The organism is Achromobacter sp. ACM01 (genome assembly GCF_014851745.1).
In the GTDB taxonomy this organism is placed as follows: Bacteria; Pseudomonadota; Gammaproteobacteria; order Burkholderiales; family Burkholderiaceae_B; genus Achromobacter; species Achromobacter aegrifaciens.
Genome location: NZ_JACVAF010000005.1, coordinates 405,928 through 416,277 on the forward strand (window position 1 = coordinate 405,928; position 10,350 = coordinate 416,277).

The window sequence follows — 10,350 nt, forward strand, 5'->3', positions numbered from 1 at the left end:
TCCTGCCGCGCCGGCGGCTATCGCCGCGACGCGTTCTGGCGTTGTACTTCAGCCTGGTACTCCGGCCCCGAACGCAGGCGGAAGTATTCGGTGAATGCCGCCTTGTACTCCGGGCTATAGATGTCCGGCGTCTCTTCGCCGCGCCAGAACCGGTCCACCCCCGCGCGCTTCCAGAGCGCCAGGTCGGCCAGCACTTCGGCGCGCGTCAACGAGGGGCCATAAGGATTGGCCAAACCAGCTGGCGGCGGCGCGGACTGCGCCAGCGCCGCGCCGGTAGCGGCGGCCGACAGTGCCAGGATGAATGCGGCTTTGCGGATGATCTGCATGCTTGTTTCCTATGTATCGTGGAGGGGACTGCACGATCAAATTCTAGGAAAGCGATGCGGACAGAAAGCGGATAGCGGGATTACGTTTTTGAAATGGCGGACCGCTTTGCGCTTTGCGATGCCCCTACCAAGCCAGGCCCTGCTGCGCCAGTCCAAGGCGCCGCGGCCTCAAGAACACATAACAATGCTGAAACCCGTCCGCCACGACGTGGCGCGCGCCGGTCATCCCCGCTATTCCGGGTTCGAATGTCTTGAAGACCTGAAATCCCTTCGCCTGCTCGACCTTGAATTTCAGCCGATCGGGCTTGTCGTTATAGCCAAGCACCAGCATCCCGTCGTCGGCCAGCACGTGATGGCATTCAAACATCAACTGATTGAATGCGTCTTCCGTATCCAGGCCGAAGCCGATCAGTCCGTTGGCGAACACCACGTCAAAGCCATGCGGCGGATAGTACGAAGACAGTTCAGTCGCCGAACCCACCACGTGCCTGTTGGGCGGGCCGTAGGCGGCGTTGCGCGGATTCAGGTCGATCGAATAGAAGTCCAGATCCAGCAGCCGGTCGTAATGCCAGTTGTGCTTGTCCAGGCCAATGAAAAGGCACCTGGCCGCCGGCGCCGCCGCAGCACGCCGGAAGTGGTCATTGATGTAGGCAAAGACCTCTTGCTCCATGAACGTCCGGCTGGGCACCCGCAGCCGGAAATCGGCGCCTGACATTCTCAAAAGAGCTGGAGAAACCCGGAAAACAGCGCGCTTCAGGACGTAAGTTATTTTTTTAGCGAACCTCATGATCCCCCAAATCTCAAAAACCCGAAAAGCGCCAGGCCCGCTAGCGGCATCCTGCCGGCCAGTCGTCGCGCTTTCAGATTTTATTTTTGGGAGAGGTTCTCTAACCGGAGTTTTTATGAACTGGTGTTTGCTTTTTCTTGATTTGAAACAGCGGGATGGAACGGTGCGCTACCACATCAATCTCGCCATCCATGCTTACGTTTTTGCGATGGATGACGTAGCGACGCTGCCCCGCCTTGCCATGCCGCAAGGCGCTAGCATTGATCGCAAGTCCCGCCGCCCGTACGTTCAAGAATGGCTTTGCCGGTGGGGTCGGGCAGCCACCACCCTTGCACGCGCAGCGATCGATTGACGATTTCCACCGATTCCAGGCTGGGGTGCCTGGTTTTCAAGTAAGGAAGGTCTTCCGCGTAGTTGTCGTGTATGGACGCAACTTCCAGAAAACGGCTGGCGTCCAACCGTCCCAAATACGCGATCTGCCCTGGAATGACCTCGAATTCAATCGCCTGCGCGAAGCCCTCCGATACCTTGATCCGACGGCCGTAATCCAGCGCCCAACGGGTAATCTGATACTTCCCTGGCGCAAGCTGCAATGCGAAGGTGCTTCCCACCCCTTTAGGCACTTTGGGCGGATTGTTGACGATGGCGGGCTTTCCGCCGCCCCCTCCGCTCTCAAGCATGATGCGCTTGCCGTCGGAGGATTGCAGATAGAAATAGGCGCCATATGGTACGAACACCGCGCGTTCGAATACCGTCCCGACGACGACGCCTTTTGCCGGATCCAGCGCGGCGACCGAGTATCGCGCCGAACTCTGCCCGGCCGTCGTACATCCAACCAACATGGCCAAGGTCAGGATCGCTGCACCCACGCCGCAGTATCTGCTGCGCACGAAAAAAAACTTCTGCATGGATAGGCCCTCCAGCCTGTGCCCGGTGCGCCAGCGACTGTGATCGCCGGCGCACCGGGAAGTTGAACCGTCGAGCGTTACTTATTTCGCGGCGACTTGATCTGGAAAACGGAAGATCTCCGTGTAGACCGGCTCGCTCCAATAGCTCAGCCTCGCGCCCAGCTCACCATGCGCGCCCTTGTAGTCTTCAATCAAGCTTGCAAAGGTAAGGAAGGTCTTGTCGGAGTCGCCATAAAAGCGGTTAAAGGATCGTGCCATGAGCGGCTTGCCATGCTCGTCTTTCAGCGCGTATTCAATGACGGTCATGGGCTTGTAGCTATCCGTCGCGGAGGCAGCGGCGTATCCCGTGGTCAATCGCAAGAGCAGTTGCATATGCCCTTCGGTGGGCACCAGGTCCTCGGACACACTCGCCGCCAGGTCGTCACTGCCCGAGGGACGCGTCACCTTCGTGACCTTTACTTCCCGGCCGTCCTTGGCTAGCAAGTCGCCAATCTGGCGTGCGAACGCCTGGTTGATGCTCTGATCGGAAATGTTCTCGCCGACCAGTTTGGAAAACTCCTCGGAGCGCCGTTCGGTGCGCGCCCTGAAATCCAGTTTGTGTGCCGCGTGTGCCGAAAGGCCGACCAAGAGACCTACCGGGCCGAGAATGCCGAGCAAACCGGCCGCTTGGGATCCGCCTAGATCCATGACCACGAAGTTGTCATCGTGATAGAAAATTTCCACCGATTTACCGGACTGGATGAAGGCTTGATTGGCCTGTTTATCCAATTGGTACTTGGGCGGCGGCTGCTTGACTGCGCAACCGCTCAGGAAAATAAGAACGATACAAAGCAACTTCTTCATATATCAACTCGTAAAAGGCGGCCAAAGTCCTGGCGCAGCCCCCCCCGCAACCATGCGCCAGGGCAGAAAACCCGTCGCCCGGTGCCTTACGGAGGAGCTTCGCCATGTCGCGATTTGCGTTTCACATTGAAACTATTTGTTTGGTTATTTTGCCTTAAACAACAATAAATCACAATAAACTTCATTTTGTAAATTCGCAACAAAGGACTATTGTTGAACGGAATTGACGAAAAATTCGCAGACGATGGCGCAGGAAGCGCAAAAATCACGACTACGGGGCCGTTGAAAGGGAAACACTGACTATCCATCCGCCTAAGCAAGAAATCGTCAGCAGGCGCCTGTGCGCAAAGACTTGTGAAACGCAAACATCCCAGGCTTTGGGGGCAAGCCCGGCAGCCGGCCCAAAGAGCCGAGTGAACGTTCAATGTGGAAGATGCAACCGGCGTCTTGATTCGTCCGCATCTCAATGCCGATCGGGGCCAGACCGGCTTTCCTCTGCCAGCTACTAACGGCGAAGAATGGCCTTCCTCAATGTTCCATTCTTTGAAGCCGGGCAGACTCCGGGTCTTGGCTATTCCCCTTAACTTCCATTGGCAGCGCAAGCCTTCGTGGGGGTGAGTTCAACGACTCGACCAACCTTGCCTGTGCCAGTTGCGCCCAGATCTTCGACGACCACTTTGCGATCCCGCACATATATCTCGTAGTCGGCGCCGGCTCTCGGGGTGAAATAGCCTGCATCACGCGTTTCGCGCATATAAATGGAGACTGCCGGCGAATGATACGTACCGCCGACCTGGCCATATATGGTTAAGGGGATGCCGGCCTTTATGATGAATTCATCGAAGACAGCGTCGCCATGCTTTGAAGTGGGAGGCATGCAAATACTGCGACTACCCTGGTAATGGCCCCGCTGAATGGTCTCCAACCCTTGCCCATGCCCCAACAGGCCAGGACTGGTGTAGCAGGTACGATCAAAGTCCAGACGAATTCGATCGGCGGTGTAGACAAAAACACGGACACGTGAAGCTTGGGTCACGTCGTAGCTCTTGAGAATATTAGGATTGGTTGCTGAGCAACCTGAGAGTCCGCCAGATAGCACTAACACGGGAACCAATATTCGAAACACCAAATTCGACACTTCAAAAACCTCGGCACAAGATAAATTTCGACATATGCATCAAGCGGAGACCACCGTTTCAGCTGAGGAAAATGTAGTCTCACGCCTTACCAGGTGGCCTGGCATGGCACTATTGCCGACCGATCACGATACGAGCGGGGAGTCTGCGCGCTCTTCCGTTGACGTCAACGCCAGCGTCCGATAGCTGACAGACATCGACGTCACGGAAACCAAAGTGAAAGCAAAGGTCGATATGGCCGTATACAGATAAAACGAGATGCCCGGCGCCCGCGGCACCTGCAGCAGAAAGATCCGAACAGCCTCCAACAGCAGCAACAGCGGCACGGGCAACATGGCCACCGCGAACAGGCGTAACCGGTTGCCCTTCACCAGCCCCGCAATCCGCGACATGTCCATCCTGCCGGTCAAGGCTGCGTGCGGCAACGCCAGAAAGAAATACCCCAGGAAAAAGCATGGCGACAATATCAACAACAGCACCAACACCATGCCAAGCCAATGCGGGCCGGCTGATCCCTCGGAAAACAGCATCACGATGTAGCCCAGAAGCGCAACCGCGAACGCTAACGCGGCACTCACCAACAGTACGATGAAATACATGCGTTCGGGCTTGCCTGCCACAAGACGAGGCGCAGGAGTTTCGCCCAGAAGGATGCACCGATGCCAAGCCACCGCCGCCAGGACTGGCGCGGCGGTACTCACCACCCAGCCGGCAAGCTCCAGCAGCTTGCTTTGCTCGACATATGCCATGTGGTTCAGGTGCATGCCCAAAACCACACCCCCCAGCAGAATCAGGATCAATAGCGGCGATGCTCCGATCAATGGCCCGCCGTGGTCGCCCAGATAGTCCAGCGTCTGGCGGATGATCCGCAGTATTGGGAGTTTTTTCCGCATTTATTGCTCCATGAAGTGCGTTGGCCGTCACTGCTTCGCATGGGTTGCGTCGTGGCAGACCAGGCCTGTCCAGGGTCTTTGCATCCCAATCGGCCAAGAACCTGGCTATGGTTCTTCTAGTTGATAACGGCCGAGCATGGAGTTTCTTAATTTTCGTTTTGATAAAGGTGTAAGACTGACACCTTATTTTGGGGAGGTCTCAGAGGCTAGCACCGTTTTTATTATGGATATATCCCCTTCTCCTCCAGCTCTGAGAAAATGTACATTACCCCCTCTTCAATGCATTCCACATCCTTTCTCAAAATGACCCCCACCGCAGAAACATTCAACACCACCGTATAGATATTTCCGCTCCGCCCCCCGTCGACTTTCAGCAAAAAGAACCCTTTATTTTTTTTTGATATCAACATCAAGATTTGAAAAAAATCTTCCAAAGAAATAGCTTCGACACTAGAAAATCCAAATCGTTCCGCATATTTTCCAGCCAGGATAAAAGTGGACATTAATCCAATCCTCTCAATGCTCTTGCAATATTTTTGACATCAATCAGCTCACCAGTAGCCACTTTGTCCACCACATTCCATATGACTTGTTTTGCCGGACCATCAACGCCGTTTCTAACAATCAATTGCTCAACAATCTCTACTGCCGTCCTCTTGTTTCCATTATCGAACAAGTGCCCACCAGCAATATCTCTTATTATTGACCCAGCCTTGCTATAGAAGCCATCATAGTTGGCAGCATTGGCCAAAACCACGCAAAAAAGTGTCAGACTACATTTTCAGCTTTGGAAAATGTAGTCTGACACCTTTTCTTATCACGCTCACCTGTGCTTCGGCGTGCTCAAAACGCGTTCACCCTATCGCCCGGATTACGCCTAATCTCTTGACGGGCAAGACGGTATCTTTTTTGGACACCTTTTTTTGAGCACCCGTACCAGCAACGTCTCCAGCAGCACCTATCGCATTTGAACCAACTAGTTAAGTCAGAATAACTCTATAATTTTTTTCGCTAACCATGCCTCACTTTTATCTATAGATATGTAGCATCCTTCGAATGAGCCGCTTGTCAAAACAAGCCTATGCCCTGCATATTCAATAGCAACTAGAATTGAGTAAGGACCTTGCTCACGCATTATTTCCTCTGCGTTTAGTTTTTTCAAAACAACACCAACAAATTCCTCAAATCTTTCTTCTTCATACTCATTAAAATAGACAAAATGACCAAGCTCGGAACTAGACTCAGAAAAACAATTCATGCGCACACCCCCAACCCATTATTCGCGCTTTTTCTAGATGACTGGGATTTTTCGATAATTTTGCGCCACAAATAAAAAAGGTGTCAGACTATATTTTTTGTTTGAAAAATGCAGTCTGACACCTTTTTTATTTGCTGTATTAATTTACGAAGAAGCCTTCCGCGAATAGACTTTTGAGCTCAGTTCGTCGCTGTGCGAACAGCGGAAAATCACGAACAATTTCTTGAATTTCTTCTGTGACTCTCACCAAATATCCGTCACCGATCTTTTCGATTAGGAAACCGGCCCTGGCGATTCGATCGGCATCGACTTTCTCAGCGAATTCATTGCCATAGAACATTGCCCAGCCGGCATTAGGTATATTCGGGTTCAGTGCCGCATTGAACGAGCCAATCTGGAAACTATCGTTCACTTGATGCGGAGCAAGCTCAGGCTCGGTGAAGTAATGCAGCATGCCCAACTGAGGCGGAAAGATTTCGCACCAGACTTTGAAGAGCTGATACCAGTCAACCTTTTCGCTAAAGGCTGAGGTCAGGTACGGACCACCGGGCACAATCTGATTTCGGATATTTCTCTTCGTATGCTGTACGTATCCAGAACTTTTAACTGCTCTCTTCCTTTTCCAAACAAAATCAAGGAAGAATTCTGAGTAACCTCCATTGGAGCGCATTTCCGCCTTTTCCGCCCAAAGCGTTCCCGCTTGAGGCTTACCCTCAAAAGGCGTTGTTGTCCTTCCCCAGGATTTCGAAACAAATTCTGGCGAAAGAACTCCATTATTCAAACTTAATGACTCGAAAAACCGACTACCGACATCCCACCCAATAGTCTCGGCCCTTGTCTTTATTGACACCTGAACATATGGCTTTTTCATATTAGAACTTCGTTAATTCACCAGTTGCAGGATTATATCTATAAACATCACCACCAGTCTCTCGTATCTGGGTTGCAAGTTTATTGGCCACACTCTTAGTAGCAGGGCTCACAACCAGATTCAGTAAGAAAAGGTGTCAGACTGAGCTAACCCGGGTTTTCCGGACACCCGAAGAAGTAGACAATACTTGAAGGAGGTGTCCCATGGATAAATCCAAATCCGAAGGCAAGCCGCTTGAAGCCAAACGCCAGTATCACAGTCGAGAGTTCAAGATCGAGGCGGTCAGACAACTGGAGGAAGGCAAGGTCAGCGGCACGCAACTATCGCTGATGCTGGGCGTGAAGCGGTCGATTATTTACCGATGGAAGAAAGAGCTGGCGACACACTGCCCAGACGTCTCATTTCCCGGTAAAGGCAAGGCTCGCACCGACGAGCAGACCGAGATTCAGCGCCTCAAGCGTCAGTTGGCCGAGGTCACCGAAGAGCGCGATATCCTAAAAAAAGCGGCAGCGTACTTTGCGCGGGAACTGCCGTGAGGTACGCCTTTGTGCAGGCTCATCAGCAGCAGTTCCGGGTCGCTCGGTTATGCCGGGCCTTGCACGTCAGCCGCAGCGGATATTACGACTGGCAACGTCGTGAACCCTCGGCAAGGCAGCAAGAGGACGTCAAGCTGCTCGCGGCCATCGAGCAGACCCATCAGACCTGCCGGCAAGCGTATGGCGCGGAAAAGACCTGGCGCGCGCTTAACGCCAACGGCGTGGCGTGCGGCAAGCATCGCGTCGCAAGACTGCGACGCCAGGCCGGCATCGAGGCGCTGCGCAAGCAGCGCTTTCGTCGGCTGGAGAAGCATTCGCTGCTGGGGCCGGCCCCGAACCGCCTGCAACGTCAGTTCACCGTGCAATGTCCCAATAAAGTCTGGGTGGGCGACATAACGGTTGTACCAACACGGACAGGCTGGCTATATCTGGCCGTACTGCTGGATCTCTACTCTCGGTCGGTGATCGGCTGGAGCATGGCCGAGAAGGCCGACCGCAGGTTGTTGGTCCATGCACTTCAAATGGCCCTAGCCCGGCGCCGTCCCGATCCTGGACTGTTGCACCACAGCGATCGCGGTGCGCAGTACAGTTCGGCAGAGTACCGAGGCATGCTTAAGGACCACGGCATCATCATCAGCATGAGCGCCAAGGGGGATCCCTACGATAATGCCGTGGCAGAGAGCTTCTTCAGCAACTTAAAGAACGAATTAACGCATCATAAGGTCTTCCACAGCAGGGAGCATGCGCGGCTGGCGATCTTTAACTACATCGAGGTCTTCTATAACCGCCAGCGAATCCACCAGGGGCTAGGTTATCGAACCCCTGCCCAGGTCGAGGCCTCCGTGCCTTAACCAAAATGTCCGAGAAATCCGGGTCAGCTCAGTCTGACACCTTATTTCTCTCGGATTACGCCTAATCTCTTGACGAGTAAGACGGTATCTTTTTCGTGACACCTTTTTCGTAGCCCGACTTCTTTTTTTTCTGAGCAACGTTTCATTTCGTTCCCTTAACCTGAAGTTCCCTTCTAAGCACGTCCAACATGTCGGACCAGTTTTTAAAAAGCCACTCATCCCCTTCGAGAGAAGCATTTGCCGTCGGCATATATCTGACAAAAGAAGAGACAGACACAGGATAACCAAAATCTGCGTACAACTCCTCAACGACCCCCAAGGGATCTCGATATGAATTCCTATTTCTAAATACCCAAAGAAAAATCAAGAAAATCCATACCTTTTCCTCCCGCTCGGTATCTCTCGGGAATTCTGAAGCAAGATTACTAACGTGCTGCATCACCTCATTTACGTCATCACCGGCCAAGCAGGCCAACTCATAATGTTCAGCAGAAGAATCTACAGTAAGATTTTTAACAGCATACTGAACGGCGCCACGAGGACTCAAGAAACCGCGCTCCAACCCATATTTTATATCGCCCCATTGCATCCAGGGCGCTTCTTCAAGACAAAAATTACTATCCAACTTAATATCCACAACTCGCCCCATTATTTTGGCAGCCTAGACGGAACCTGATTTGGCGTTCCCGTTATTTTCCCCTCAGGTATAAATCTCTGATGCGTCAGCTCTCCTTTCGCATTGACTATCCACTCAAACACTCCTGACTTTCCATCCACAGCCCCTTCCATCTGGGTAAGGTTATACGATTTACCATCCCCACCTCGAAGAGTGAAAAATCTCCCCTTTTCTGGGATTTGATCAACAACGTAGCTGGGAGCCCGATGGAGAGAGTCGTCTTTAAGCGCACTCCCGACAGGCTGAGCACTTCTTATTTCTTGAGCAGCGTACGCTGCACGCTGCCTTTCGAAGAGAGCGATATTCGCTGCGGAGTCCGCCCCCCTAGCACCGGCGCCTCCTACCTTCCCTACATCAAGAGCCTTCCCCCCTTCCGCAAACACGCGAATCGCCTGGCCGCCCTTTTTAAGCATGCCACCAACTACCGGCACCAAGCCAATCGACGCAAAGAATCGATTCGCCTCATCCCCTGTCGCCGTCTTCCCCGTCACAAGCTCGTACAGCGAACTTGCATTTGACACCCCTGGAGCCAGATCCAAAACGGCTTGAGCAAGCGCGTCCGCTTTCTCCTTGGTCAAAGCCGGATAGTGGGTGAGCGTTATGACTTCGTCATATGCCGCCGCCATTCGATCCGCTTCCGACCATCCAGGAAAAAGGTGTCAGACTACATTTTCAGCTGTGGAAAATGTAGTCTGACACCTTTTTTCAATCAGCTTATTTATCATTCCTACTTCACCCCACTTATGTTCGGGATTGATACATCAAGAGTAAAACCACCTGATCCACGAGCAGACAACGTTACACCGGTTGGCATTCGGTTTGCACCTGTAAAAAAGGTGTCAGACTACATTTTCAGATTTGGAAAATGTAGTCTGACACCTTTTTTTCCGACACTGCAATGAGAAAGCGTGCTCATCTCTGCTTCGGCGTGCTCAAAACGCGTTCATCCTATCGCCCGGATTACGCCTAATCTCTTGACGGACAAGACGGTCTCTTTTTCTCACTGCTTATTTTCTTAGTCCTGCCAAGTGCTTGAAAGGTCCTTCTTCCAAACTTAATCCCATGTCAGAAGCCAATTTAATAGCCTCCACATACTCCTCATCCGTTATCAAGATATCGTACTCACAAAGATGATCACATAGAATTTCGAAGGCCAAGCCCTCTTCATTGTATGAGATATAGTCCAACGCGTCCTGAAGCAGGAAGGAACTAATTCTTCCTTTGAATCTATTTCCAAATTTTATAATGCGATCCGAGTACATAGA

At 52.4% G+C, this 10,350-nt stretch carries 15 protein-coding genes; 2 read left to right on the top strand and 13 right to left on the bottom strand.

Features of this window, described 5'->3' with window-relative positions; translation table 11 throughout:
- Nucleotides 1–17 precede the first annotated feature (17 nt).
- The 10 genes from IB268_RS24685 to IB268_RS24730 form a co-directional block, all read right to left on the bottom strand.
- Complete coding sequence (locus IB268_RS24685) at nt 18–326, bottom strand: DUF4148 domain-containing protein (protein ID WP_119449262.1); 309 nt, start codon at nt 324–326, stop codon at nt 18–20.
- 124 nt (nt 327–450) lie between these two features.
- Nucleotides 451–1,113, bottom strand: a complete 663-nt coding sequence (locus tag IB268_RS24690; protein ID WP_192354937.1) for a class I SAM-dependent methyltransferase — start codon at nt 1,111–1,113, stop codon at nt 451–453.
- A gap of 254 nt (nt 1,114–1,367) precedes the next feature.
- Nucleotides 1,368–2,021 carry a hypothetical protein gene (locus tag IB268_RS24695; RefSeq protein WP_175164263.1) on the bottom strand — a complete coding sequence of 218 codons (654 nt, stop codon included), beginning with the start codon at nt 2,019–2,021 and terminating at the stop codon, nt 1,368–1,370.
- 81 nt (nt 2,022–2,102) lie between these two features.
- Nucleotides 2,103–2,864, bottom strand: coding sequence for a hypothetical protein (locus IB268_RS24700; RefSeq protein ID WP_175164262.1), 762 nt, complete (start codon nt 2,862–2,864; stop codon nt 2,103–2,105).
- Nucleotides 2,865–3,444: 580 nt separating this feature from the next.
- A complete protein-coding gene (locus IB268_RS24705; protein ID WP_370540036.1) occupies nt 3,445–3,900 on the bottom strand; it encodes a hypothetical protein in 456 nt (151 codons plus the stop codon).
- A gap of 225 nt (nt 3,901–4,125) precedes the next feature.
- The gene (locus tag IB268_RS24710; RefSeq protein WP_175164260.1) at nt 4,126–4,893 is read right to left on the bottom strand and encodes a hypothetical protein; all 768 of its coding nucleotides are present in this window, start codon (nt 4,891–4,893) and stop codon (nt 4,126–4,128) included.
- Between the two features lie 221 nt (nt 4,894–5,114).
- Nucleotides 5,115–5,396, bottom strand: a complete 282-nt coding sequence (locus IB268_RS24715) for a hypothetical protein (RefSeq protein WP_192354938.1) — start codon at nt 5,394–5,396, stop codon at nt 5,115–5,117.
- The gene (locus tag IB268_RS24720) at nt 5,396–5,644 is read right to left on the bottom strand and encodes a hypothetical protein (RefSeq protein ID WP_192354939.1); all 249 of its coding nucleotides are present in this window, start codon (nt 5,642–5,644) and stop codon (nt 5,396–5,398) included. Before IB268_RS24720 ends, IB268_RS24715 begins: the two co-directional genes overlap by 1 nt.
- Before the next feature lie 234 nt (nt 5,645–5,878).
- Nucleotides 5,879–6,151 (bottom strand): hypothetical protein, encoded by a 273-nt coding sequence (locus IB268_RS24725; protein ID WP_175164256.1) that lies wholly within the window; start codon nt 6,149–6,151, stop codon nt 5,879–5,881.
- 139 nt (nt 6,152–6,290) lie between these two features.
- The gene (locus IB268_RS24730) at nt 6,291–7,022 is read right to left on the bottom strand and encodes a hypothetical protein (RefSeq protein ID WP_175164254.1); all 732 of its coding nucleotides are present in this window, start codon (nt 7,020–7,022) and stop codon (nt 6,291–6,293) included.
- A gap of 203 nt (nt 7,023–7,225) precedes the next feature.
- On the opposite strand from IB268_RS24730, the gene IB268_RS24735 reads away from it, so the two are divergent.
- Nucleotides 7,226–7,558, top strand: a complete 333-nt coding sequence (locus IB268_RS24735) for a transposase (protein WP_192354940.1) — start codon at nt 7,226–7,228, stop codon at nt 7,556–7,558.
- Nucleotides 7,555–8,409, top strand: coding sequence for an IS3 family transposase (locus IB268_RS24740; RefSeq protein WP_054452606.1), 855 nt, complete (start codon nt 7,555–7,557; stop codon nt 8,407–8,409). The genes IB268_RS24735 and IB268_RS24740 overlap by 4 nt, the downstream gene beginning before the upstream one ends.
- 142 nt (nt 8,410–8,551) lie before the next feature.
- Here IB268_RS24740 and IB268_RS24745 read toward each other — a convergent pair whose 3' ends face one another.
- The 3 genes from IB268_RS24745 to IB268_RS31355 all read right to left on the bottom strand — a co-directional run bounded on the left by IB268_RS24745 (nt 8,552) and on the right by IB268_RS31355 (nt 10,347).
- On the bottom strand, nt 8,552–9,046 hold the full coding sequence (locus tag IB268_RS24745) for a DUF2247 family protein (RefSeq protein ID WP_175163968.1): 495 nt from the start codon (nt 9,044–9,046) through the stop codon (nt 8,552–8,554).
- Between the two features lie 11 nt (nt 9,047–9,057).
- Nucleotides 9,058–9,711, bottom strand: coding sequence for a pre-toxin TG domain-containing protein (locus IB268_RS24750; RefSeq protein ID WP_192354941.1), 654 nt, complete (start codon nt 9,709–9,711; stop codon nt 9,058–9,060).
- Nucleotides 9,712–10,092: 381 nt separating this feature from the next.
- Nucleotides 10,093–10,347, bottom strand: coding sequence for a MafI family immunity protein (locus IB268_RS31355; protein WP_192354942.1), 255 nt, complete (start codon nt 10,345–10,347; stop codon nt 10,093–10,095).
- Between the last annotated feature and the right edge of the window lie 3 nt (nt 10,348–10,350).

Excerpts from the sequence above, each read along its gene's own strand:
- IB268_RS24730 (WP_175164254.1), bottom strand. The coding sequence starts at position 7,022 with ATGAAAAAGCCATATGTTCAGGTGTCAATAAAGACAAGGGCCGAGACT.
- IB268_RS31355 (WP_192354942.1), bottom strand. The coding sequence starts at position 10,347 with ATGTACTCGGATCGCATTATAAAATTTGGAAATAGATTCAAAGGAAGA.
- IB268_RS24750 (WP_192354941.1), bottom strand. The coding sequence starts at position 9,711 with ATGGCGGCGGCATATGACGAAGTCATAACGCTCACCCACTATCCGGCT.
- IB268_RS24695 (WP_175164263.1), bottom strand. The coding sequence starts at position 2,021 with ATGCAGAAGTTTTTTTTCGTGCGCAGCAGATACTGCGGCGTGGGTGCA.
- IB268_RS24725 (WP_175164256.1), bottom strand. The coding sequence starts at position 6,151 with ATGAATTGTTTTTCTGAGTCTAGTTCCGAGCTTGGTCATTTTGTCTAT.
- IB268_RS24700 (WP_175164262.1), bottom strand. The coding sequence starts at position 2,864 with ATGAAGAAGTTGCTTTGTATCGTTCTTATTTTCCTGAGCGGTTGCGCA.
- IB268_RS24710 (WP_175164260.1), bottom strand. The coding sequence starts at position 4,893 with ATGCGGAAAAAACTCCCAATACTGCGGATCATCCGCCAGACGCTGGAC.
- IB268_RS24685 (WP_119449262.1), bottom strand. The coding sequence starts at position 326 with ATGCAGATCATCCGCAAAGCCGCATTCATCCTGGCACTGTCGGCCGCC.
- IB268_RS24690 (WP_192354937.1), bottom strand. The coding sequence starts at position 1,113 with ATGAGGTTCGCTAAAAAAATAACTTACGTCCTGAAGCGCGCTGTTTTC.
- IB268_RS24735 (WP_192354940.1), top strand. The coding sequence starts at position 7,226 with ATGGATAAATCCAAATCCGAAGGCAAGCCGCTTGAAGCCAAACGCCAG.
- IB268_RS24715 (WP_192354938.1), bottom strand. The coding sequence starts at position 5,396 with ATGTCCACTTTTATCCTGGCTGGAAAATATGCGGAACGATTTGGATTT.